The 22929-nt window shown below is 63.2% G+C and carries 23 protein-coding genes and 1 tRNA gene; 10 read left to right on the forward strand and 14 right to left on the reverse strand.

Annotated features, from left to right (window positions below; genetic code table 11):
• Both SR3_RS31935 and SR3_RS22640 read left to right on the forward strand, forming a co-directional pair.
• A partial coding sequence (locus tag SR3_RS31935; RefSeq protein WP_218018872.1) for a hypothetical protein occupies positions 1-441 on the forward strand: 441 nt, incomplete at its 5' end.
• Positions 441-851 carry a hypothetical protein gene (locus tag SR3_RS22640; RefSeq protein WP_068090981.1) on the forward strand — a complete coding sequence of 137 codons (411 nt, stop codon included), beginning with the start codon at positions 441-443 and terminating at the stop codon, positions 849-851. The genes SR3_RS31935 and SR3_RS22640, both read left to right, overlap by 1 nt.
• A 249-nt stretch (positions 852-1100) precedes the next feature.
• On the opposite strand, the gene SR3_RS32245 is transcribed toward SR3_RS22640, so the two are convergent.
• Positions 1101-1571 (reverse strand): KTSC domain-containing protein, encoded by a 471-nt coding sequence (locus tag SR3_RS32245; protein WP_218018873.1) that lies wholly within the window; start codon positions 1569-1571, stop codon positions 1101-1103.
• Here SR3_RS32245 and SR3_RS22645 point away from each other — a divergent pair.
• Entirely contained in the window at positions 1570-2247 is a 678-nt protein-coding gene (locus SR3_RS22645; RefSeq protein ID WP_157099048.1) for a hypothetical protein, read from the forward strand. The genes SR3_RS32245 and SR3_RS22645 overlap by 2 nt on opposite strands.
• A gap of 100 nt (positions 2248-2347) precedes the next feature.
• Positions 2348-2539, forward strand: a complete 192-nt coding sequence (locus SR3_RS32850; RefSeq protein ID WP_407668196.1) for a helix-turn-helix domain-containing protein — start codon at positions 2348-2350, stop codon at positions 2537-2539.
• 393 nt (positions 2540-2932) lie between these two features.
• Here SR3_RS32850 and SR3_RS31535 read toward each other — a convergent pair whose 3' ends face one another.
• The 4 genes from SR3_RS31535 to SR3_RS22670 form a co-directional block, all read right to left on the reverse strand.
• Positions 2933-3250, reverse strand: a complete 318-nt coding sequence (locus tag SR3_RS31535) for a hypothetical protein (RefSeq protein ID WP_157099049.1) — start codon at positions 3248-3250, stop codon at positions 2933-2935.
• Between the two features lie 583 nt (positions 3251-3833).
• Entirely contained in the window at positions 3834-4415 is a 582-nt protein-coding gene (locus tag SR3_RS30800; protein ID WP_157099050.1) for a Panacea domain-containing protein, read from the reverse strand.
• Positions 4416-4847: 432 nt separating this feature from the next.
• A tRNA-Asn gene (locus SR3_RS22665) sits at positions 4848-4922 on the reverse strand.
• Positions 4923-5160: 238 nt separating this feature from the next.
• Positions 5161-5940 (reverse strand): NAD kinase, encoded by a 780-nt coding sequence (locus SR3_RS22670; RefSeq protein WP_068090991.1) that lies wholly within the window; start codon positions 5938-5940, stop codon positions 5161-5163.
• 156 nt (positions 5941-6096) lie between these two features.
• On the opposite strand from SR3_RS22670, the gene SR3_RS22675 reads away from it, so the two are divergent.
• Positions 6097-7455 carry a bifunctional diguanylate cyclase/phosphodiesterase gene (locus SR3_RS22675; protein ID WP_068090993.1) on the forward strand — a complete coding sequence of 453 codons (1359 nt, stop codon included), beginning with the start codon at positions 6097-6099 and terminating at the stop codon, positions 7453-7455.
• 255 nt (positions 7456-7710) lie between these two features.
• On the opposite strand, the gene mfd is transcribed toward SR3_RS22675, so the two are convergent.
• Together mfd and SR3_RS22685 are read right to left on the reverse strand one after the other, a co-directional pair.
• Positions 7711-11214, reverse strand: a complete 3504-nt coding sequence (gene mfd / locus SR3_RS22680; protein WP_068090995.1) for a transcription-repair coupling factor — start codon at positions 11212-11214, stop codon at positions 7711-7713.
• 159 nt (positions 11215-11373) lie between these two features.
• Entirely contained in the window at positions 11374-11652 is a 279-nt protein-coding gene (locus tag SR3_RS22685; protein ID WP_068090997.1) for an FAD assembly factor SdhE, read from the reverse strand.
• A gap of 107 nt (positions 11653-11759) precedes the next feature.
• Here SR3_RS22685 and recG point away from each other — a divergent pair, with 107 nt between their 5' ends.
• Positions 11760-13820, forward strand: a complete 2061-nt coding sequence (recG, locus tag SR3_RS22690) for an ATP-dependent DNA helicase RecG (RefSeq protein WP_068091065.1) — start codon at positions 11760-11762, stop codon at positions 13818-13820.
• 35 nt (positions 13821-13855) lie between these two features.
• Positions 13856-14521 (forward strand): hypothetical protein, encoded by a 666-nt coding sequence (locus tag SR3_RS22695; protein ID WP_068090999.1) that lies wholly within the window; start codon positions 13856-13858, stop codon positions 14519-14521.
• Between the two features lie 170 nt (positions 14522-14691).
• Here the strand turns inward: SR3_RS22695 and SR3_RS22700 are convergent, their stop codons facing one another.
• Both SR3_RS22700 and SR3_RS22705 read right to left on the reverse strand, forming a co-directional pair.
• Positions 14692-15645: a 2-hydroxyacid dehydrogenase gene (locus SR3_RS22700; protein ID WP_068091001.1), complete on the reverse strand. Its 954-nt coding sequence runs from the start codon at positions 15643-15645 to the stop codon at positions 14692-14694.
• Between the two features lie 34 nt (positions 15646-15679).
• Positions 15680-16615 carry an isopenicillin N synthase family dioxygenase gene (locus SR3_RS22705; RefSeq protein WP_068091003.1) on the reverse strand — a complete coding sequence of 312 codons (936 nt, stop codon included), beginning with the start codon at positions 16613-16615 and terminating at the stop codon, positions 15680-15682.
• A 107-nt stretch (positions 16616-16722) separates the two neighbouring features.
• Here SR3_RS22705 and SR3_RS22710 point away from each other — a divergent pair, with 107 nt between their 5' ends.
• Positions 16723-17142: an EVE domain-containing protein gene (locus tag SR3_RS22710; RefSeq protein WP_068091005.1), complete on the forward strand. Its 420-nt coding sequence runs from the start codon at positions 16723-16725 to the stop codon at positions 17140-17142.
• Between the two features lie 128 nt (positions 17143-17270).
• Positions 17271-17519 (forward strand): hypothetical protein, encoded by a 249-nt coding sequence (locus SR3_RS22715; RefSeq protein WP_068091007.1) that lies wholly within the window; start codon positions 17271-17273, stop codon positions 17517-17519.
• Between the two features lie 10 nt (positions 17520-17529).
• Here SR3_RS22715 and SR3_RS22720 read toward each other — a convergent pair whose 3' ends face one another.
• Entirely contained in the window at positions 17530-18834 is a 1305-nt protein-coding gene (locus tag SR3_RS22720) for an MFS transporter (RefSeq protein ID WP_068091009.1), read from the reverse strand.
• Positions 18835-19043: 209 nt separating this feature from the next.
• Here SR3_RS22720 and pgsA point away from each other — a divergent pair, with 209 nt between their 5' ends.
• Positions 19044-19619: a CDP-diacylglycerol--glycerol-3-phosphate 3-phosphatidyltransferase gene (gene pgsA / locus SR3_RS22725; protein WP_068091067.1), complete on the forward strand. Its 576-nt coding sequence runs from the start codon at positions 19044-19046 to the stop codon at positions 19617-19619.
• A 37-nt stretch (positions 19620-19656) separates the two neighbouring features.
• On the opposite strand, the gene SR3_RS31540 is transcribed toward pgsA, so the two are convergent.
• The 4 genes from SR3_RS31540 to rnd form a co-directional block, all read right to left on the reverse strand.
• Positions 19657-19821 (reverse strand): hypothetical protein, encoded by a 165-nt coding sequence (locus tag SR3_RS31540; protein ID WP_157099051.1) that lies wholly within the window; start codon positions 19819-19821, stop codon positions 19657-19659.
• A 151-nt stretch (positions 19822-19972) separates the two neighbouring features.
• Positions 19973-20620 (reverse strand): YitT family protein, encoded by a 648-nt coding sequence (locus SR3_RS22730; protein WP_068091012.1) that lies wholly within the window; start codon positions 20618-20620, stop codon positions 19973-19975.
• The gene (locus SR3_RS22735; RefSeq protein ID WP_068091014.1) at positions 20617-21513 is read right to left on the reverse strand and encodes a hydrogen peroxide-inducible genes activator; all 897 of its coding nucleotides are present in this window, start codon (positions 21511-21513) and stop codon (positions 20617-20619) included. Before SR3_RS22735 ends, SR3_RS22730 begins: the two co-directional genes overlap by 4 nt.
• Before the next feature lie 5 nt (positions 21514-21518).
• Positions 21519-22727, reverse strand: a complete 1209-nt coding sequence (rnd, locus tag SR3_RS22740) for a ribonuclease D (protein WP_068091016.1) — start codon at positions 22725-22727, stop codon at positions 21519-21521.
• Between the last annotated feature and the right edge of the window lie 202 nt (positions 22728-22929).

Below are 22929 nucleotides of genomic sequence, written 5' to 3' on the forward strand. Positions count from 1 at the left end.
AGCACAGGCTATCAAGCTGCGCTGAAAACCGGTCAGGACAGTGTAACCGCTGCACTTGGACAGAAGGGCCTGACGGAGAGCGGAGCAGCCGACAAGGCCCTCCTGCAATATGGCCAGGACTTCGCAAACCAGAACATCGGCTCCTACATTGGTCAGCTTCAGACCCAACAGCAGACCGGGTTGAATGCAGCGGCGGCGCTGACCGGTGCTGGTCAAAATTATGCCAATGCCGTCTCAGCGAACAACAACACTGCTGCAAACACCATCGGCAATGCGGCCCTTTCGAGCGCGAACACGATCAATTCGGCCATCGGGAATTTCGCCGCTTTGACTGGCGCTGCGCTGGGTTCAAGTTACGCGAAGAGTAGCGCACTTGGCGGCAACGGAGGCAGTGGCGCTTTCAAGGCAGCCTTCAGTGGCAATTGGCTTGGAGATAGCTGATGGCCAATATGTCTGATACTCTCCTTCGCGCGGCTAAGGGCGACATCAAGGCTCAGGCGGATATGCTTGAAAATACCATGATGACAGCCTTTCAGCCTGGTGCCCTTGGCCCTCAGATGCTGGGTGTAATCGAGATCTGGGCGCGCATGCTGGCCAGCCACGGCAGCGCCGAGGATAAGGTGAAACTGGCGGGCGTCGTCATTTTCAGGGCATCGATCTTCCGGCTGGGCGGCCATAACGATCTTGCGCAGCCTTTGATCGACGAGGGGATGGGATTGTTGGCCACCGCGATCGAAGAAGGGCATGAGCCAGCAGAGGCCCAGCGTGCGGAACTGTCCCGTCGCCTGGCCATGAACATTGCGATCCCGGCAGAGGTCATGCTCGGGGATCTGGCGCCTACGATTCAGTAGAGAATGAACCGGCAAAACATAGCTGTAGCGGTGGCTTTGGCGTGAGCTAGCCGTCTCAAACTTAGGATGGTTTATCGTTATGAGATGGTTCACTGAAACGATTTGGCTCAACCTGTTGAAGGCTGTGCCTACATACTTGCTTCAGCATGCGTTGGCGGGCCGCCCTGGTGTCTCTGCCAAATTTATAGCATCCGGCCAGTCTCAGACTTTGACAGTCACAGGCGTCTGCTGGGTAACGGTCAACGAAGACTAGCACTGATAACGATCGCGAATGTAGGTGTTGTAATAGCTCCCTTTTGAGGAGGCATTGAGCAGGCCTTGATAAACTTGGACGGGGACACGGCAGAAGCTGTATGGCCCGCCATCTGGAAACCAAAGCTGAAGTCGCATGGACTGGGCGTCATATTCCGCCCGCTTGATGGCACTGGAATTTAGAAAAGGCATTTTACCCTCGAATCGCATCAATTGATCGCGATGCTGAAACCAGAAAAAGTTCGAGTCTACATCCGCGCCAAGATCAAGTTGACCGATTTGGGACAACATCGCAGCGTAACAACGCTCGTCCGTAACAGATCTGGCAAATCGCAAACCAGCGGCAATGGCAGAGATCTGGTTTGGCCCTCCGAAACGGTTGTGCCTACGGTCACATGCTGGCCAACGCATCGTAACTGATTTTATGATGGGTAGCATCGCATCATCAGTAGCCGGCAACAGCACCATGAAACCAGCCAAGGAAAACTACGTCCAGCGGAACCCCGAAACCGGGGCAATCACAGGGTTTCCACGCGAAAGCCTCCTGGCAAAACTGCCGATGAAAACAGACCCTTTCTCCGCGTTGGATTGGGTGCATATAGAACTGGCCGTGGCTGCTGAACTGCTTGAGAACGGCGATGACGATGGCCGGCGGGGCATCCAGCGCGCCATGATCGCGCTGCTCAACTACTTCCCCGCCGTCGGCCTCCCGCAGGCGACTTTGAGCCCCATTCTTAGGGTTGCTGAAGCTGTCCTTGATGTTGACAAGGGGCGACAGCCAGCCGCCTTCAAGGTCAAGCGCAAGGGAGGGCGGCCCGGCACCGCATTCAGGACGAACATCCACGAAGGCCAGATGGCCGCCATTCTGGAATGCTGCGTCCGGCACGAAAAGGCCAAGGGTAACAAGGCATATTTGCTAGAGGCCAGCAGGCTCGCTTCCCGGCTTTTGCGCGCGGCTGGGTATGGGAAGGACCTCACCCCTGCAAAGCTCCGCACCTTGAGGGAAGAGGCCAGGGTTGGGGCGGAGGATAGTCCGATCCGTACCGCCTACCACGCGATGCTGCCCAGCGATCCGGATATTGATCCCCTGGAACATGCCAAGGGGCTTCTGCGGCCCTCTGAGCCGGATCAAGCGCGCCCATAACTTTCTTTTTAACCCCCCATGTTTTGCCGGGCGAAGGTAGCTGACCACAATCCCACAACGTCCGAAGCAATCCGGTTTCGGCCTTGCGGGAACAGTGATGATGCCTGTCCACCCCACCGACCTTCCGAAAATCGCCTACAGCATCAAGGAGGCCTGCCAGGTCTCCAGCTTGGGGCGAACCACGCTCTATAGCCATATCGCCGCTGGTCGCCTGCGCGCCGTTCGCATCGGTGGGCGCACGGTTATTCCCGCAGAGGCCTTGCATGCTCTGATCGCTGGGAAAGCGGGTTGAGCTGTGAAGGACAAAGCCCCGTCCACAGGGGAGGCTCTGCGGCGCGCAACTTTCCCCTCGGAATAACCATATCGAGGTGCAGATGAAGTCCCTGAAAGCCATACACCCAACACGGTAAACTATCAGGCGTAGGCGATTGAAAAGGCGGGAAAAGCATAGGGTCAGAGGCCGACAGTCAAATGGCATACACTAACTAGGCATTCGATAAGCATCTGTACTGAAAGCATATTTCTGTATGACAATTGTAGTACGCCCACATTTGCGTCAATTCTACCCAGCCGGGCCATCATCCCACGGATTACCCGCCGCTTAGGTCAGCGTGTTTGCGAAAAGAGTGCCAACCAACAGGCAGATCGCTCGCTTCAAGCCCAGTGCGATGGCAGGTGCTGACTCTCAGTCAGCGCGCCTAAGACGCGGCGGCGCGGCTTGGATGCGATCTGGAAGGGTGGGGATACGGGGCTCTATCATGCGTAGGCTTGCGCGCTTCGGGGCCTTCGACTTAGGCCGGTAGCGCGCATTCTGCCCGGCGGGAGTAATGATAAAATACATCCCATGCCCAGCAGGCTTGGGCACCTCAACAATCCAGCCTTGTGCGAGGCTTTCCCGATAACCGAGCAGATTCTTATAGCTATCAACGCGGGCGTTCGTCGGGTTATCTTCGGCTGCCAGATCCAGAATGCGGCGATGGTGCGCCTTTACCTCAATCGTCATGCGCTAACTCCCCAGCGAAAAGCGGTAGGTCGGGCAATCGCCCGGATCGCCGCAGCGCACAACCATTATGGGTGTGGGCACCCCCAGTAGCGAAGGGCTGGGCTGGGAGAGGCTAAATGCCAGCCGACACGCCCCCGCCCGGATCGGTGGCCCTGGGCGAGGACGTTCCGGTTAGCGGTGCGTTCCCATCGATCCACGAGCGCTTATGCTGCCATCTCAGCCAAAGCATTTGATACAAATAGCTTCTCTGCGCGAGTCAGAGTTTTTACACTAGCGCAGTGGTTGAGTAAATCCTGCGCAACATCTTTGGGTAGTAATCCGAAAGATGTTGCCCCGTGCAGCGCTAGTTGAGCTTCAGTGAAACGCGGAACCATGGAGAAACTGACCACGCTTTCTCCCGTTTTTGAGGCCGGGATAGCGGGTAGTCTCCCGCATTCAAAAACAACATCGCCCGCAAATCCATTATCTGAGTTTAGATAAAGGAACAGGTATGTGCCAGCCTCATTTTGGCCAAGGCAGAGATGGTACTTTCGATAACCCACTGAGGGGGCCATCACGAATACAATCTCGCCTACGGAGGGGGTCAAAAATGCACCTTTGCCTGTGACAACAGGTCTTGTGCCCGCTTTGCATTCGGTTCGTCGAAAAGATCCACGTACTCCATTGGCGGATTGTTGGAAGTTCCGCCTTTTGCCTTCGCGTTCACATAAGCACGATCTTGATGTGTTTCGCTCCAGATACGCTTGAAGCTTCGATGCCGAACATGCTCGAACGCGGCCTCAAGCTCTTCCATATCGCTTTCAGACAAAATTTCATCCGACGGATCGCGAGCGGCATTATGGAAGCGAACTTTCGTCCCGTCTTGCGGCGTAGCCTCCCATAATGCGGCATCCATACCGGTATAGTCCCAAGCGCCTGGTGACTTTTTAAGAACTTCATAGCTTAGCGATGGGACCGGCCCATCTGGCAATGCGTAATAATGATCAAAGGTGATCGGACGGCCATATTTATTAAGGTGTGACCTATCTGCAAAAAACAATGCTTTAAGAAGATAGTATTGCGTCAAGCAGAAGTCATGCTGATCTGCTTGACGAATGAGGCACAGAAGTGCCTCACGGACTTTTGGTCCGTTGGGTGTCATACGTGCAGGAACATTGTCGGACACTTATCACCTCGGCGGATGCACAAAACCGGCGCCCTACATTACATTGCTACATAAACGCTAAAGCCGCCTATGTCGATAGCAAGGGGGCGGCTCATACATATGCCTAGGTCTAAAGCCAGCGAGGCATGATGCCACTGTCCAGCCTTGAACAGCCTCGACCAACTCGACTTGAGGGGACTGGTGTGGGGACTCCATTATCTCGGCGGCATTTAAGCGCCTGAAAATACGAGATATAACGGAGAAAGGATGGAGGCCCGAGCCACTATATAACGACAAGTCGTTTCCGAAACGTCATAATGAAGCTTCGTGATAAATGGTCAATGGACCGCAGGCGTTCGCCACCATTCGCAATCGAATTGGGTAATGGCTTTGGTAACGAAAAAGGCGGCTTCAAGCTATATGCCTGAAAAGCCGCCTTTTTTCTTCTATGACTGGCTCCCTGAGTAGGATTCGAACCTACGGCCGCTCGATTAACAGTCGAGAGCTCTACCGCTGAGCTATCAGGGACCATGTCGTTTCCGCCGTGGCATCGCTGCCGGGCAGGAGCGCGCTAATAGCAGGCATTCCGAGACTGACAACCCAAAAATGCCGCCAAAATGCAAAAAACAGCGATCTGTGGAAAAGTTTTCGCTTTTTGAAGGTGTTGAAGCAGTTTTTCGCCCTCCAGCGCCGCCGGAAGGCACAAAAAAGGGGTCGGAACCGCGCGTTAAACGCCGTTCCGACCCCGATCATGCTGCAAATAATCTCAGACCAGAAACTGCTCGGCGAAAATGCGCTCTTCCAGACTCGCGCCACGGTCGAACAGCAGATGCAGCTGGCGGTCGCGCGCGGCGGTGATCGTCACGCTATCGATGTCGCGCACCTCCTTCTGATCGGCCACGGCGGCGACGGGACGCTTGGCCGGCTCCAGCACGCGGAAGGAGACCTCGGCGCTCTGCGGCAGGATGGCGCCCTTCCAGCGGCGGGGGCGGAAGGGGCTGATCGGCGTCAGGGCCAGCATCTGGCTGCCCAGCGGCAGGATCGGGCCATTGGCCGAGAGATTATAGGCCGTGGAGCCAGCGGGCGTCGCCACCAGAATGCCGTCGCAGGCCAGATCGGCCATGCGCACCTTGTCATTCACGGTGATCTCCAGCCGGGCGGTCTGGCGCGTTTCGCGCAGCAGAGAGACCTCATTGATGGCATAGGCGCTGATCGTCTCGCCCGCATGGGTGCGCGCCACCATCTGCAAAGGCGTCACGGAAATGGGCGTGGCGCGGGCCACGCGCTGCTCGATGCTGCGGGTGGAGCGCACCTTGTTCATCATGAAACCAACGGTGCCGTAATTGATGCCATAGGCGGGCACCACATGATCGAGGTCCAGCATCTGGTGCAGCACGGTCAGCATAAAGCCGTCGCCACCCAGCACGACAACGGCATCGGCCTCGGCCAGAGGCGCCCAGTCGTGGTCGTTCGCCATCGCCTCGCGCGCGGCCTGCGCGGCGGGGGTTTCCGATGCGGCCAGAGCGAGCCTTGGTTCTGTCGTCATTCTCGATCCGGCAAACGTCTTGGGGAGGGCGCTTTCATAGGCGGCGTCCGGAGCGCTGTCCATGGAGAGAAAAGGAACGCTTTGGCAAGCTGCAGGGCGTAAGAAGCTGATTCGAGGCGGGGGCCGTCCCCGCGCCAGCATCGGACCCGACACCCCATGGATGACGCGCAACTGGACCTTGAGGATGAGCCGATGCGCGATGCGCTGACCGGCCTGCCCGACCTGGATATGGCGCGCGAGAAGCTGGCCGACTGGGCGCAAAATGCCGGGCAGGCCCCCGATGAGCCCAACCCCGCCACCCGTGTCCACGCCCTGTTGCTGGGCCTGCGCCGCTTCGAGACGGTCAATCTGGCCTATGGCTCGGCCACCGGCGATGGCGCGCTTGTCGAGGTGGCGGGCCGCCTGACCCGCTTTGCCGAGCAGGAACTGACCGGCCGCTGGATGGCCGCCCGTGCGCCGGGCGGCACCTTTCTGCTGATCGCCGACGAACCCTGCAGCCGCGAGCGCTGGCAAATGTTCGCCGAACAACTGGCCGACCGCGTGGCCCGTCCACTGGTGCGCCGGGGCGGGACTTTGCGGCTGTCTCCGCGCGTGGCATTGCTGCGCGTGCTGCAGGGCGAAAGCTCCGAAAGCGTGCTGGACCGGCTGGCGCAGACCTTTGCCGTGGCCCAGCGCCATCAGGGCCTGCGCGTGATGTGGGCCGATGGCGAGGCCACCCGCGCGGGCCGCACCGCCGCCGAGCTGGAGGCCGATCTGCTCAAGGCGATCGATCGCCATGAGATTGAGGTGCTGTTCCAGCCGCAATTCGCTTTGAACTGGCACGCGGGCCCCGAAGGCGAGCAGGCCGATGAACGCCTCTCCGGCGCGGAGGCTCTGGCCCGCTGGAACCACCCCAAGCTGGGCCGGATTGGCGCGGGCGCACTGTTTGCGATTGCCGAGCGTGCCGATCATGTGGTGCCCCTGTCGCGCCATATCGCGGAACAGGCCTTGAAAGCCGCCGCCGCATGGCCCGCGCCCTTGCGTCTATCCTTGAACGTAACAGCGGCGGATCTCTCCGCAGGCAGTTTCCCCTTCGATCTGGGCCGCGCTCTGGGCAAGACCGGCTTCCCCAACGACCGGCTCACGCTGGAGGTGACCGAGCAGGTGCTGGTGTCCGACATGAGCCTCGCCGAGCGTTCGCTGTCCGATCTGGCCGCGCAGGATATCCGCATCGCGCTGGACGATTTCGGCGCAGGCTTCTGCAACTTCCGCTACCTCAAGACCCTGCCGCTGCATTACCTCAAGCTGGACCGCTCGATGGTGGACGGCATCACCGAAGACCCGCGCGATCTGGCGGTTCTGCGCGCGATTGCGGCCATGGCGCACGCGCTGGATCTGGAAGTGATCGCGGAGGGGATCGAGAGCGAGCCGCAAAGGCTGGCCGTCGCGCGTGAGGGTTGCGCCTATTATCAGGGCTTCGTGCGGGCCCAGCCGATGAGTGCGGAAGCGTTTTTGCAGTTGGCTTCAGAGCAGTAAGAAAAGAGAAGATGCGAGGGCCATCGCCCTCGCGCTCCCTTTCATGTCTGCGTTGCGCTCTGACTAAACCTTGGCCTCGTGTTCAGAGCGCCGCAGGCTTTAATATACCTAGCGTGTCCTATCGTTCGCGGGATGGCTGCCTGCGGCGCTTCAGCTTGTGCAGGTGGAGAGCCGGGGCGCAACAATCGGGCGCCACCACTCTATCGCCGGAAGACGTCATGGGAGCGCGAGGGGGTAACCCCCTCGCATCTTCTCTTACTTGCCCTTCTTCTTAAGAATGGCGCTCAACCCCTTGGTCAACTGCAACAATCCGTTCAACCGAGCCTTTGGATCACCCCATGCCCGGCTGACGATCAGCTTGCTGTCCGGACGCAGCTTGATCGTGCCCTCCAGCCGCGCGGCATAGGCGGCCAGACCGGCGATATCCGGGAAGGAGTCGTTGTGGAACGACACCAGCGTCCCCTTCGCGCCCACGTCGATCTTGGCGATATGCGCCTCGATGGCCTGCCGCTTGATCTGGATCAGCTGGATCAGGTTGATCGTCGGCTGCGGCAGCGGCCCGAAGCGATCGATCATCTCGGCGGAGAGGGCTTCGACCTCGGCGCCATCCTCGGCATCGTTGAGGCGGCGGTAGAGCGCCATGCGGACGGCCAGATCCGGCACGTATTCCTCGGGGATCATGATCGGCGCATCGACGGTGATCTGCGGCGAAAGGCCCTTGGTGCTGTCGCGCTCGAGGCCGATCTCGCCCGCCTTGGCGGCGAGGATCGCGTCTTCCAGCATGGATTGATAAAGCTCGAAGCCGACCTCGCGGATATGGCCCGATTGCTCGTCACCAAGCAGGTTCCCCGCGCCGCGAATGTCGAGGTCGTGGCTGGCGAGCTGGAAACCGGCGCCCAGCGAGTCCAGGTCGCCCAGCACCTTCAGGCGCTTTTGCGCGGTGTCGGTCATGCCCTTGCCCGCCGCCGTGGTGAGATAGGCATAGGCGCGCAGCTTGGAGCGGCCCACACGCCCGCGCAGCTGGTACAATTGCGCAAGGCCAAAACGGTCGGCGCGATGGATGATGATCGTGTTGGCGGAGGGAATATCGATCCCGCTTTCCACGATGGTGGTGGAGAGCAGTACGTCATATTTGCGCTCATAGAAGGCGCTCATGCGTTCTTCCACCTCGCTGGCCGCCATCTGGCCATGGGCGGAAACATATTTCACCTCAGGCACATAGGTGCGCAGCCACTCCTCCACCTCGGCCATGTCGGAGATACGGGGAACGACGATAAAGCTCTGCCCGCCGCGATGGTGTTCGCGCAGCAGGGCCTCGCGCATCACCATCTCGTCCCATTCCATCACATAGGTGCGCACCGCCAGGCGATCGACCGGCGGCGTCTGGATGGTGGAGAGTTCGCGCAGGCCGCTCATCGCCATCTGAAGCGTGCGCGGGATGGGGGTAGCGGTCAGCGTCAGCATATGCACATCTGCGCGCAGCTGCTTCAGGCGCTCCTTGTGGGTGACGCCGAAGCGCTGTTCCTCATCGACGATCACCAGACCGAGCCGCTTGAAATTCACCGATTTGGCGAGCAGCGCATGGGTGCCCACGATCAGATCGACCTTGCCCTCAGCCAGCCCCGCGCGGGTGGCGCTGGCCTCCTTTTCGGGCACGAGGCGCGAGAGGCGGCCTACCTCCAGCGGGAAACCGGCGAAGCGCTCGGAAAAGCTCTTGTGGTGCTGGCGCGCAAGCAGGGTGGTCGGCGCCACCACCGCCACCTGCATCCCCGCCATGGCGGCGACGAAACCGGCGCGCAGGGCCACTTCCGTCTTGCCGAAGCCGACATCGCCGCAGACGAGGCGGTCCATCGGCTTGCCGCTGGCCAGATCCTCCAGCACGTCGCCGATGGCGGCTTCCTGATCCTCGGTCTCGTCCCAGGGGAAGCGGTCGACGAAGGGGGCGAAGCTGGCCGGATCGCTGACCAGCGCCGGGGCGGTGCGCAGGGCGCGCAGGGCGGCGGTTTTCAGGAGCTCATGGGCGATCTCGCGGATGCGCTCCTTGAGCTTGGCGCGGCGCTTCTGCCATGCCTCGCCGCCGAGGCGATCCAGTGCGACGCCTTCATTCTCGGCGCCAAAGCGCGACAAAACATCGAGATTTTCGACCGGGATGTAGAGCTTGTCGCCCCCGGCATAGGTCAGCATCACGCAGTCATGCGGGCTGCCGCCGACGGGCACCGACTGCAGCCCCTCATATTTGCCGATGCCATGATCCATATGGACCACCAGATCGCCGGGGCTGAGCGCGGCCAGTTCGGCCAGAAAGGCGTCGGCGGATTTCTTCTTTTTCTTGCGGCGGACAAGGCGGTCGCCCAGCAGATCCTGCTCGGTGAGGATTTCCACGCTCTCGCTGGCAAAGCCGGTTTCCAGAGGCAGCACCAGCGCCGCGACCCGGCCCGAGGCGGCGATGCCCAGCGCCTCCTGCCATGTGTCGGCCAGAGCGGGGGTGGGGGCCTTGAAGGCCTCGCCCGCCTCGCCGAGGATCGATGTGATGCGCGCCCGGCTGCCGGTGGAATAGCAGGCCAGCACCGCCTTCTTGCCCATGCGGGCCTGAGCGATCAAATGTTTCGCCGCCGCCTCATAGGCATTGTCGCCCCGCGCGCGTTCCGGCGCGAAATCCCGTGCGCCGCTGAAAGCGAAATCGACCGTGGCGGCGCTGTCGGGCTGGGGGAAAGGCTGGGCGGTATGCGCGGGCCAGCCTTGCAGGCTGCGGGCGATTTCATCCTGTGTCAGGTACAGGGCATCGGCGGGCAGCGGGCGATAGGCGCCCGATTTCTTCTGGATTTCCGGATCGGCGCGCGAATGGTGGTAGTCGGTGACGTCGGCCAGACGTTCCTCGATGGCGCCTTGTGCTCCGGCTTCCACGACCAGCAGGTCAGCTTCGCCCAGATGGTCGAAGAGGGTGACCAGACGGTCTTCGAGCAGCGGCAGCCAATGCTCCATGCCGGCCAGACGGCGGCCATCGCTGACCGCCTGATAGAGTGGATCGGTGGTGGCGTGCGCCGCAAAACGCTCGCGGTAGCGGCTGCGGAAGCGCTTGATGCTCTCGTCATCGAGCAGCGCCTCGCTGGCGGGCAGCAGCAGGTGTTGGGGCAGCGTGCCGGTGGTGCGCTGGGTGGCGGGATCGAAGAGGCGGATCGTCTCGATCTCGTCGCCGAAGAAATCGAGGCGCAGGCCCTGATCGAGACCGCTGGGGAAAATGTCGAAGATCGAGCCGCGCACGGCATATTCGCCGGCATCGGCCACGGTGTCGGTGCGGGCATAGCCAGCGCGGGCGAGCAGGGCGGTGAGGCTTTCGCGCCCGATTTCCACGCCGGGCTTGAGCAGTCGCACCGATTCGCGGATGCGGAAGGGCGTGAGCACGCGCTGGGTGATCGCGCCCACGGTGGTGAGCAGCAGTTGCGGCGCCTCGACCTTCTGCTGCAGCCGGTGCAGCGCGGCCAGACGGCGCGTGGAGATCGAGACGGCGGGGCTGGCGCGGTCATAGGGCAGGCAGTCCCATGCGGGGAATTCCACCACCTCCAGCTCGGGGGCGAAGATTTTGGCGGCGTCGCCGATGGCGCGCATGGCGGCATCGTCGGCGGCCACGAAGACCGCGCGGCCCTGTTTCACCGCCGCGGCCCGCGCCAGATCGGCCAGCACCATGGGCTGGGCGCCGCGCACCAGCCCGGCCAGCGTCAGCGGGCTCTTGGCGGCGAGGATGCGGGAGATATCGGGCATGGCAACAGCGCTTTCGTCAGGTTTTTGGCGTCAGATCCGGGCACGGCAAACAACCCGCCGCGCCGATTCGGCGGGCAGGGGATTTTCACGCCTTTAGGGCAGCGGGCGCCCGGAGGGAAGGCGTTGGTTTGCGTTTTGTTCCGATGGGGCGCGGATCATTCAGCGCGGGATGTCGACGTAATCCAGCTTGCGCATGCGATCCATCATCGGGCCCTGATATTCTTGCGGAACGGACAGCGAGCCCAGCGCCCAGCCGAGGATGTCGACATCCTCTTCCTCGATCATGGTCTCGAACCAGACGAGCTCCGCTTCGCTCCATTGCGCGTGGAAGCGGTCGAAGAAGCAGCCGATCATATAATCGGCCTCACGCGTGCCGCGATGCCAGGCGCGGAAATGGAGGCGCTTGAGGCGGTCTTGATGCGCTTGGGAGTCGGTCATGAGGGCGGGTTAGGCCGGGGCGGGCGCCAGATCAACAGCGATTTGGAACAGTGGAATAAAGCGGGAACGCGGCTGGAAAAATCCATATGCCGCTTTATGAGGGCGGCATGCGTCCCGAAGAGCTCAATCCCCTGTTCGTGAATGCCGAAGCGCTGAAAGGCGTGGGGGCTGGGCTGGCGCGGCCTTTGGCCAAGCTGGGGCTCAACCGGATTCGTGATTTCGTCTATCATCTGCCTGACCGTTTCGTCAGCCGCCGCGTGCTTCAGGCGCTGGAGGAAAGCGCGGTGGGCGAGCAGGTGATCGTGGAGCTGACGCCGGTCGATTATCGCGGCGGCGGCAATCCGCGCGCGCCCTTCCGGGTGATGGCCGAGGATAGGGCGGGCAATGTCTGTGCTCTGGTTTACTTTGGGCGCAACGCGGGCTGGGCGCGCAAGCAGTTGCCGCTGAACGAGCCGCGCTGGATCGCCGGGCGGCTCGACCAGTTCGGGCAGAGCCTGCAGATCGTCCACCCCGAGCATGTCGGCGAGGACAGCACGGCGGCGATGGGCAAGACCATCGAGCCGATCTACCCTTTGTCCGAAGGCATGACCCAGGGCCGTCTGGGCGCGCTGGTGCAGCAGGCCTTGAAGGCCGTGCCGGAACTGCCGGAATGGATCGAGCCTTCGCTGAAAAGCAAGCAAGGCTGGCCCGATTGGCAGCCCGCCGTGCTGGCGGCCCATCGCGGAGAAGACCCCAAGGCGCGCGACCGCCTCGCCTATGACGAACTGCTGGCCAATTCTCTGGCGCTGATGCTGGTGCGGGCCAGCAACCGCCGCAGCAAGGGCCAGCCTTTGCAGGGCGACGGACGGCTGCGTTCCAAGCTGGCGTTGCCCTTCGCGCTGACCGGCGCGCAACGCCGCTCCATCGCGGAGATCGAGGGCGATCTGGCCCAGAGCGCCCCCATGCTGCGCCTGCTGCAGGGCGATGTGGGCAGCGGCAAGACGATTGTGGCGCTGGAATCCATGCTGATCGCGGTGGAGGCGGGGGCTCAGGCCGCGCTGCTGGCGCCGACCGAAATCCTCGCCCGCCAGCATTTCGAGACTTTGCGCCGCATGGCCGCGCCCACCGGGGTGAACATCGCCCTGCTGACCGGGCGCGACAAGGGCAAGGCCCGCGAGGGCATTCTGATGGGCCTGATGGATGGCAGCATCGATATGGTGGTGGGCACCCATGCCATCTTTCAGGATGCGGTGGCCTACAAGAACCTCGCGCTGGCGGTGATCGATGAGCAGCATCGCTTCGGCGTCGGCCAGCGGTTGATGCTGACGCAAAAGGGCAAGGCCACGCCGCATTGCCTGGCCATGACCGCCACGCCCATCCCGCGCACGCTGACCCTGGCGCAATATGGCGAGATGGATGTGAGCCGGCTGGATGAACTGCCGCCGGGCCGTCAGGCCATCGACACGCGCGTGGTGGCGCAGGAGCGGATCGGCGATGTGGTCGCCGCGCTCAGCCGCCACTTCGAGACCGGGCAGCAGGCCTATTGGGTCTGCCCGATGGTGCGCGAAAGCGAAACCGCCGACCTTGCCGCCGCCGAGGCGCGCCATGCCGATCTGGCCGCGCATTTCGGCAATGATGTGGTGCTGGTCCACGGGCAGTTGAAGCCCGAGGAGAAGGATGCCGCGATGGAGCGCTTCTCGCGCGGCGAGGCCAAGCTGCTGGTTGCCACCACGGTGATCGAGGTGGGCGTGGACGTGCCCAACGCCACGCTGATGGTGATCGAGCAGGCCGAGCGTTTCGGCCTCGCCCAGCTTCACCAGCTGCGCGGCCGCGTGGGGCGTGGTAGCGAGAAATCCACCTGCCTGCTGCTGCGCGGCGAAGCTTTGAGCGAGGTCGGCCGCGAAAGGCTGGCCCTGATGCGCGAAACGCAGGACGGTTTCCGTCTTGCCGAGGAAGATCTGCGCCTGCGCGGTGGCGGCGAGCTGCTGGGCACCCGCCAGTCCGGCGATACGCCCTTCCGCACCGCCAGCCTCGAACAGATCCAGCGCCTGCTGCCCATGGCCCATGATGACGCCCGCCTGCTGATGGAGCGCGACGGCGGCCTTGTCGGCGAACGCGGGGAAGCTGCCCGCCTGCTGCTCTACCTTTTCGAGCGCGACTGGGGCGTGCAGCTTCTGCGCGGCGGGTAAGCGCTTTTTCAAGGCTTTGCGGTTAGAGATGAGCCATGGCTGCCTCTTTTCCGCGACGCTCTATCCTGCTGATTGCCCTGATCGCGATGGGAATCGCGGCGTTCCTGCCCTTCGATCAGGGCCTGCGTCTGCTGAGCTTCGGGCGCGATACGCTCCATATCCTGCTGATGGGTTTGCTGGCATTGGTAGGTGGCTTTTTCGCGCAAAAGGGCGGACTGACATCTGCGGCGCATCTCCGCGTGGGGCTGGCCTGGGCGCTGGGGATGGCGGCCTATGTGCTGGTGCTGGATGGCGTGCTGATGCGCCCCATGGTGCCGCCGGGCGCGCTGGCTTTTGTCCATACGCCTCTGCCGGGGCGGCTGGCGGTCTATATGGCGCGGGCCTTCAACGAGAGCGTGATTTATCGGCTGTTTCTGTTTGGCGGGCTAATCGCCCTGCTGCGTTCAAGCCGCCCCTTGTCGCCAGCGATGGTGCTGGCTCTGGCGCTGCTGGCGCAGATGGTCAACATCGCCCTGAATGTGGCGCTGATCGAGCCGGGGCCGGTCAGTGGAGCCATGCTGCTCTATTGGTCTCTGCGCTATGTGCTGCCCGGCGTGGTCTGGGGCTGGCTCTATTGGCGGCACGGCTTCGTCACCACCGAGATCGCCTCGACCGGGGTGCATGTGTTTTTGCAGCCAGCGGTTGGGTGGGTTTTGGGGTAGGGTGAAAGGGGAAAATGCGAGGGTCATCACCCTCGCGCTCCCTTTACTGTCCGCGTTGCGCTTCAGGTGGAGAGGCCGGGCGCAAGGATCGGGCGCCACTGCCCTTTCGTCGGAAGACGGAATGGGAGCGCGAGGGGGTAACCCCCTCGCATTCTCCTTCTTGAACCCCTTCAACGCAAAAAGGGACGCGTCTCCACAACCGGCGTCAAAGGCTTGCCGGTTTCGAACCAGCTCACCAGATTGTCCGCCACCAGCTGCCCCATCGCCTCGCGGGTGATGACCGAGGCCGAGCCGATATGCGGCAGCAGCACCAGACCGGGCTGATCGAGCAGGGCTTGCGGCACGCGGGGCTCATCCTCGAACACATCCAGCCCGGCCGAGAGGATCGTGCCGTTCTGCAGGGCTTCGATCAGGGCCTCGGTATCCACGACGCTGCCGCGCGCCACGTTAATCAGGATGCCGTCGGGGCCAAGTTCGGTCAGCACCTCGGCGCCCACGAGGTGGCGCGTGGCATCGCCGCCCGGGGTCAGCACCACCAGCACGTCGACGGCGGCGGCTAGAGAGACCGGGCTTTCGTGCCAGGTGTAGGGCACATCGCGCTTGCGGCGGGTGTGGTAGTCGATCTCGACGGCGAAGCCTTCCAGCCGCCGCGCCACGGCCAGCCCGATATCGCCCAGACCCAGAATGCCCACGCGCCGCCCGCGCAGCGAGGGCGAGAAGGGGAAGCCGCCCTTCAGCCAATGCCCCTCGCGCAGGTGGCGCTCGGCGGCGGGGATCTGGCGGATGGTGGCGAGCAGCAGGCCCAGCGTCAGGTCGGCCACTTCTTCCGTCAGCACGTCGGGCGTGTTGGTGGCGATCAGGCGGCGCTCGGCGATGGCGGGGATATCGAGATGATCGTAGCCCACGCCGAAGCTGGCGATGATCTGCAGATTGGGCAGATGCTGCAGCAGATCCTCGCCCAGCAGGCCGCCGCTTTGCGTGGCGACCATGCCGGTGATTGCCGGGCCGACCTGCGCCAGAAAGGCATCCTTGTCAGCCGCCTGATACAGGCGATGCAGCGTGAAGCGACCCTCCAGCCGCTTTTCGACCAGAGGGGTAGGGGCGGTGAAGAGGATTTGCGTCATGGCTGCTTCCGACAAGGATGGGGGGTGTTTCGGCTTACATCCTCAGGCCGATTTCGCGCAACCTTTCCTGCAGATAGTCGTCTGCGGTGATCGAATTCGGATAACGGTCGGGGTTTTCGGCGGTGATGCAGCCGGGCAGCGTTTCGAAGCGGTAGTCGGAGCGCAGATGCAGGAAGAAGGGCATCGAATAGCGCGAATGAGCGGCGCGCTGCGCGGTGGGGTTGCGCACGCGGTGGGTGGTGGAAGGCAGCACATGGTTGGTCAGGCGCTGCAGCATGTCGCCGATGTTGACCACCAGCGCGCCCGGCGGCGGGGCGACCTCCATCCAGGTGCCCTGCTTGGTCAGCAGTTCAAGGCCCGCTTCCTCGGCGCCGAGCAGCAGGGTGATGAGGTTGATGTCCTCATGCGCGCCGGCGCGGATGGCGCCTTCGGTGGCGTCGGCGATGGGGGGGTAGTGCAGCAGGCGCAGCACGGAGTTGCCATCCTCGATGGGCTTGTCGAAGAAATGCTTGTCCAGCCCCAGATCCACCGCGATGGCCGAAAGGATGCGCTCACCGGCATGGTCCAGCGCGGCGTAGAGTTCGCGGAAAGTGGCCTCGAAGCCTTCGGGCTGAGTGGGCCAGATGTTGGGCGGCATGGAGGGGCCGGCGAGCGGGCTGCCCTCGGGCAGATCGCGGCCCACGTGCCAGAATTCCTTCAGATCGTGGCGGGTGGCGCCCTTGGCGATCTCGGTCTTGAAAGGCGTGTAGCCGCGCGCGCCGCCATTGGCGAGGAAATAGGCGCGCTTCTCCTCCTCGGGCAGGGCGAAGAACTGCTCGGTCAGCGCCCAGGCGCGGGCGACCAGATCGTGATCGACGCCGTGATCCTTCACCATGGCAAAGCCGAACTGGCGGAAGCTCTGCCCGATGTCGCGCGCGAAATCTGCGGGCGCGGCGGCGAGCGAGAGAACGGGAAGTGTGGTGAGATCCATGGGTGGTCCTGTATGTCGCTTGGCGCTAAAGCGCTTGTTTATGGGGGCGCGTGCCGCTGTGGGGCGCCCTGCTGCCACCGTCCTTAAGCCAAATGGAAGCTTTGCGCATGACCAAAATCAATCATTGGCTGATGAAGTCCGAACCCGACGCCTATTCGTGGGACAGGCTGGTGCGTGAGGGCGAGGGGACGTGGGATGGGGTGCGCAACCATCGCGCGGCCAACAATCTGCGGGCGATGAAGCCCGGCGATCTGGCCTTCTTCTACCATTCGAACATCGGGCTGGAGATCGTGGGCATCTGCGAGATCAGCCAGAGCGGCCTGACCGATCCCACCGACGAGACCGGCAAATGGGCCTGCGTGAAGGTGAAGCCGGTGCGGAAACTGAAGCGCCCTGTGTCTCTCAAGCAGATCAAGGCCGATCCTGAGCTGGCCGAGATCGAGTTGATCCGCCTCTCGCGCCTGTCGGTCAGCGTGATTACGCCGCAGGAATGGGATTACATCATCGGCCTGTCTGAAAAGGCCTGATTTTCGGCGGTTTTGGCGATAGGCGGCCTGTCCCATAACGGGACTCCTGGCCGCCTGTCCCGCTGCGGGACTGCGTTTGGCCCGCGAGACGCTTCCTCAAAAGTTAAGACATTCTTAACATTGAGGGCATGAGACGTTCGCTTGTTCTGGGCGATGAAGCCGCCCGCCACCCTTTTCTGCAAAGCCTGCCGCCGCATGTGCGCAGCGGCACCGCCGTGGTCATCAATCGCGGGGTGGAGGCTGGAACGCATCCGCTGCGCGCGGCTCTGGCTGCCCGCAGCCAGGCCGCGATGGCCAATGTCACCGCGCGCGATGTGCGGCATTTCCTGCTGGCCTATTGCTCCTGCTTTCTGGCGGTCAGCACCTTTATCTGGTGAGTTCCGCGCCTCAGGCCGAGGCGCAACCCTCGGCCCGGCACAGGCGCAGCGCCAGCCATGCCGAGACCAGGCACAGGGCGGCGGCCAGCAGCAATTGCTGGATCACCAGCACGCCCAGCGCGCTCAGCCCCGCGGCCAGAATGGCGCCTGCCACCATGGCCCCGGAATTGACGATGTTGTTGGCGGCAATGGTGCGCGCGGCCTGTGACTTGTGCACGAAGGTCGTCAGGAAGGCATAGAGCGGCACCACGAACATGCCGCCCGAAATGGCGATCCCGCCCAGCGTGCCCAGCAGCACCGGAGCCAGCGGCTGCACCAGAAAGTTCGGCACATCCATCAGCGTGCCGTCGGAGGATGGCCACATCACGCAGGTCTGCTCGAAAGCGACCACGAAACAGGCCATCACCAGCACCGCGAAGGGGCTGTAGCGCGCCGAAACCCGACCCTTGAGCAGCGCATTGATCGACACCGAGCCGATCGCCACGCCGATCGAGAAGATCACGAGGAACAGGCTGGCGACCTCCTTGCTGGCGCCCAGCACATTCTTGGCGAGCGGCGGAAACTCGATGAAGAGGATCGCGCCGATCGACCAGAAGAAGCTGATCGCCATGATCGCCAGAAACACCCGCCGGTCCTCCATGGTGTTGCGCACCAATGTGGCGGAGGAGCGGAAGATGTGGAAATCCAGCGGCTCGGGCGTCACCAGCGGCGGGGCCGGGGGCACCGAAAGGCTGGAGGCATAACCGATCAGGGCCGTCACCACCACGCCGCCCGCCGCCCATTCCACCGGGATCCAGCCCGCCAGAATCGTGCCGGCCAGAATGGCGATATAGGTGCCCGCTTCCACCAGACCCGTGCCCGCCAGCACCTCATTCTCATGCAGGTGCTGGGGCAGGATGGCGTATTTGATCGGGCCGAAGAAGGTGGAATGCACCCCCATGCCGAACAGCGCCACCAGCATCAGCGGCACGGCCAGACCCTGCACCGCCACGCCCTTCCAGGCCAGCAGCAGCCCGGCGGCCCCCACCGACATGATGCCGATCTCCGCCATTTTGATAAAGCGGATCAGCCTTGCCTTGTCGCGCATATCGGCCAGCTGCCCGGCCAGCGCGGAGAACAGGAAAAAGGGCAGGATGAAGAGAAACGACGACAGCGCGGAGAAATTGGCCTCCGCCGTATCCGAATCATAGACGCTGTAGACGACGAAGAAGACAAGGGCGTTCTTGAACAGATTGTCGTTGAAGGCGCCGAGCAGCTGGGTGACAAACAGCGGCAGGAATCGCCTGCGCCGCACCAGATGCGTGGATGTGGTCATGAGTAACTGGCTTGCGCCCCTCTGGATTTCGCTTCCGCGCAGTCCTAGCGGATGCGGCCCGTGCCGCAAGAGCGGATGCGATTTTAGCGGTAGAACGGGCGGATCGCGCCGGGCTTTAACCTCTCGTCAGGGGCCGCGGGGCGGGCCTTGCAGGAGTTTTTGCAGCCGCATCTTTTTCCCCGGCTCTTTGCGCGCTATGGGCGCAGATGATGCTGACCTTGCCCAATATCCTGACCCTGTCGCGTATCTTTGCCGTTCCGGTGCTTGTCTGGCTGCTGTGGTGGCCGGCATGGCGTCTGGGCTACGGGCTGGCCTATGGCATGTACTGCCTGATGGGCATCACCGACTATTTCGACGGCTATCTGGCGCGGGCCAAGGGCACCGTCTCCAAGCTGGGCGTGTTTCTCGACCCCATTGCCGACAAGATCATGGTGGCCGCGGTCATTCTGGTGCTGACGGGCAAAGGCGTGATCGGCGGGCTGCATATCGTGGCCGCGCTGGTGATTCTGCTGCGAGAGATCGCGGTGTCGGGCCTGCGTGAGTTTCTGGGCGGCCTGCGCGTTTCGGTGCCCGTCTCCAAGCTGGCCAAGTGGAAGACGACCTTCCAGATGGTGGCTCTGGGCAGTCTGATCCTGATTCCGGCGGTGCCGGGCTGGTCGGTGCCTTTCACCGGGGGCTGGATCGATCCAGCGAATGTGGGCTTTGTCACGCTGTGGGTGGCGGCGGCGCTGACGCTGATCACCGGCTGGGATTATCTGCGCGTCGGCCTCAAGCATATGGATTGAGGGCGGGGCCGCCCTTCAAGACAGCCCCGCAAGCCTTTTAGCGCACCCAGCGGCAGACGCGCTTGACGTGATGATGGTCGCGCACGGTCTTGCACACCTTGCGGGGCGGGTGACGGTGGGGCTGAGCCAGCGCGGGGGTGGCGCTGGAGACAGCGAAGGCAAGGCCGGTCAGGACGAGGGTGGCCATGGTCTTGCGGTTCATATGGGGGGCTCCTGATTCGAGAGACTGATCTGGCGACGGCCCAAATTTTTCAACTTGGCTTTTGATATACCGCCGCCCGGCTGCTTAACCCTTGAAGGCAAAGCCGGTTCCAGCCTTTCGAGATCGGCCGCCGCTGCCCAGCGACCAGCCGTTAACTATCGGCCAGATAGCGGTCTGGCCGGTGCCAGACCAGCACCACGGCATTCATCGAGAGCGCCGCCACCAGCGACCAGATGCCGCGATCAGCCCCCAGCACCACAAAGGCGGCGGCCACGATCATCGCGTCCACCCCCATGCAGATCGCGCCGAAATTCCAGCCCTTCAGGCGGCTGAGCCAGCGCGCGATCACCGCGCTGCCGCCCACGCCCGTGGCGTGGCGGGTGACCGCCAGCACGCCCATGCCGGTCACGGTGCCGCCCACCAGCGAGGCCATCGGCGGGGCAATGGCGGAGATCATCATCTGCTGAGCCACCACCTGCACCAGCACCATGATGGCGATGGTGGCCACGATGGTGCGCAGAATATAGGCCGTGCCCAGCATCCGCCAGAAAGCGAGAAAGATCGGCAGGTTGATGATGGCGAAGAGCTGCCCGGCGCTGAGCGGCACGAAATAGGAGATCATCAGCGCGATCCCCGCCACGCCGCCGGTGATGAGGCCTGCCATGCGCAGCAGATAGAGCCCCAGCGCGATCAGCACGCAGCCGATGAAGATGCCGTACATATCCTCGATCGCCGTATGGGGAACGCCGCGCAGATCGGCGATGTCGTCCAGCGAATCGGGGGACAGATTCTCGCTCATCCGGCGCGCAATTCCTCGGCCAGCAGGCGGAATTCCTCCGAGCGCGGGCTGTTCTTGCGCCAGACCAGCGCGATCTCGCGGTTGGCGGCTTCCGATTTCAGGGGGCGCGCCACCACATTGGTGCCGTTGAGAATGCCCGCGTCCAGCGCCATTTCGGGCAGCATGGTCAGGCCCAGCCCATTGTCCACCATCTGCACCAGCGTGTGCAGCGAGGTGCCGATCATCGTCGCCGAGGCGCGCAGTTCGGGCCGGTTGCAGGCGGCCAGCGCGTGGTCCTTCAGGCAGTGCCCGTCTTCCAGCAGCAGCAGGCGGTTTTCCTCGATCATGCCGGGCAGGATTTCCTGCGGCGGATCGCGCGGATCGTCCTTGGGGAAGGCCACGAAGAGCGCGTCGAGTTCGATGGTTTCCTTCTCCACCTCGCCGGTGGCGAAGGGCAGGGCCAGCAGCACGCAATCGGCGCGGCCATGATGCAGCGATTCGACCGCCTGGGCGCTGGGCTCCTCGCGCAGGAAGAGCTTCAGGTTCGGGCGCTCGCGGCGCAGGCGGGGCAGCATGCGCGGCAGCAGGAAGGGGGCGATGGTGGGGATCACGCTCATCCGCACCTCGCCAGACAAAGGCTGGCTGGAGGAGTGGATCAGGTCGGAAAGTTCCTCGGCCTCGCGCAGGATGCGGTGCGATTTTTCCACCACCGAATTGCCCAGCGGCGTGAAGCGGACATTGCGCTTGGTGCGCTCCACCAGCACCACGCCCAGCAGCGTTTCAAGGTCGCGCAACCCCGCCGACAGCGTCGATTGCGAGACGAAACAGGCTTCGGCGGCGCGGCCGAAATGGCCATGCTCATGCAGGGCCACCAGATATTGCAGCTGCTTGAGGGTGGGCTGATAGACGTGCATCCGCCTTACTGCTCGGTTTCGGGGGCAGCAGGGGCAGGGGCGGGCACATCGTCCACATGCGTCATCTTGAGGCGGCCATTGACCACGGCGAAGGCCAGCTTGCCCTCCACCAGATCCAGCGCATCCTTGCCGAACACGCCCACGCGCCAGCCCTCGAGAATCGGCAGATCCTTGCGGACGCCAGCGGCCAGCAGCTCCAGATCGTCGGAGCGGGCCAGCAGGCGGGCGGCGACATCGATCTCACGCGCGCGGATCTTCAGCAGCAGTTTCAGCAGATCGGCCACCAGCGCGCCTTCCTTGCCCAGCGGGGCGCCACGCGGGGTGCGCGGGGGGAGTTCGTCCTCGGAAAGCGGCTTGGAATTGTCGATGGCCTGCATCAGGCGCTTGCCGATCTCATTGTCCTTCCAGCCCGGCGAGAGGCCGCGCACCTTGGCAAGGTCCGCCTGCGCCTTGGGCGGATGGCTGGCGATATCGGCCAGTGTTTCGTCACGGGCGATGCGGCCGCGCGGGATGTTCTTGTCCTGCGCCTCATGCTCGCGCCAGGCGGCCAGGGCCTTCAGGCGGCCCAGCATGGCCGGGTTGCGCCCGGCGGCCTTGATCTTGAGCCAGGCATTGCCCGCGTCATTGGCGTAATTGGATGGATCGGCCAGCTTTTCCATCTCGGCGTCCAGCCATTCGCCGCGCCCGGTCTTGATCAGGCGCTGCAGCAGCTTGGGGAAGATCTTGGCCAGATGGGTGACATCGCCGATGGCATATTCGATCTGGCGCTCGGTCAGCGGACGGCGGCTCCAGTCGGTGAAGCGCGCGCCCTTGTCGATGGTGAGGCCCAGCCACGCCTCGACCAGATTGGAATAGCCGATCTGCTCGCTCTGGCTGATGGCCATCATCGCGATCTGCGTGTCGAAAATCGGGTGAGGGGTCTTGCCGGTCAGATTGTAGATGATTTCCACATCCTGCCCGCCCGCGTGGAAAATCTTGAGGACATCCTCATTGTCCACCAGCAGGTCGAGCAGCGGCGAAAGATCGATGCCCGGCGCCTTGGGATCGATGGCGGCGGCTTCCTTGCTGTCGGCGATCTGGATCAGACAGAGTTCCGGCCAATAGGTGCTCTCGCGCATGAATTCGGTGTCGACGCAGATGAAATCGGCCTGCGACAGGCGGTCGCACAGATCGGCCAGCGCGTCGGTCGTGGTGATCAGCGGATGAATTTTCATAGGTCTTCTTTTCGTTCTTTCGTCGGCCCGAATGCGGGCCGCAGCCTTCATAACGCCTGACAAAGGCGCCATTCCGGCGGGGATGGGTGAGGGAACATGCCCCTCTCGGCTTGACAAACAGGCGGCATTGCATTGTTAGCCGCCCTACGCGTCCGGCGCCGGTCGGTGCGCGTTGCACTCCCCTGCCTCAAAGGTTCCGTCA

Origin of the sequence: Novosphingobium rosa NBRC 15208, assembly GCF_001598555.1 — a bacterium.
Classification (GTDB): Bacteria; Pseudomonadota; Alphaproteobacteria; order Sphingomonadales; family Sphingomonadaceae; genus Novosphingobium; species Novosphingobium rosa.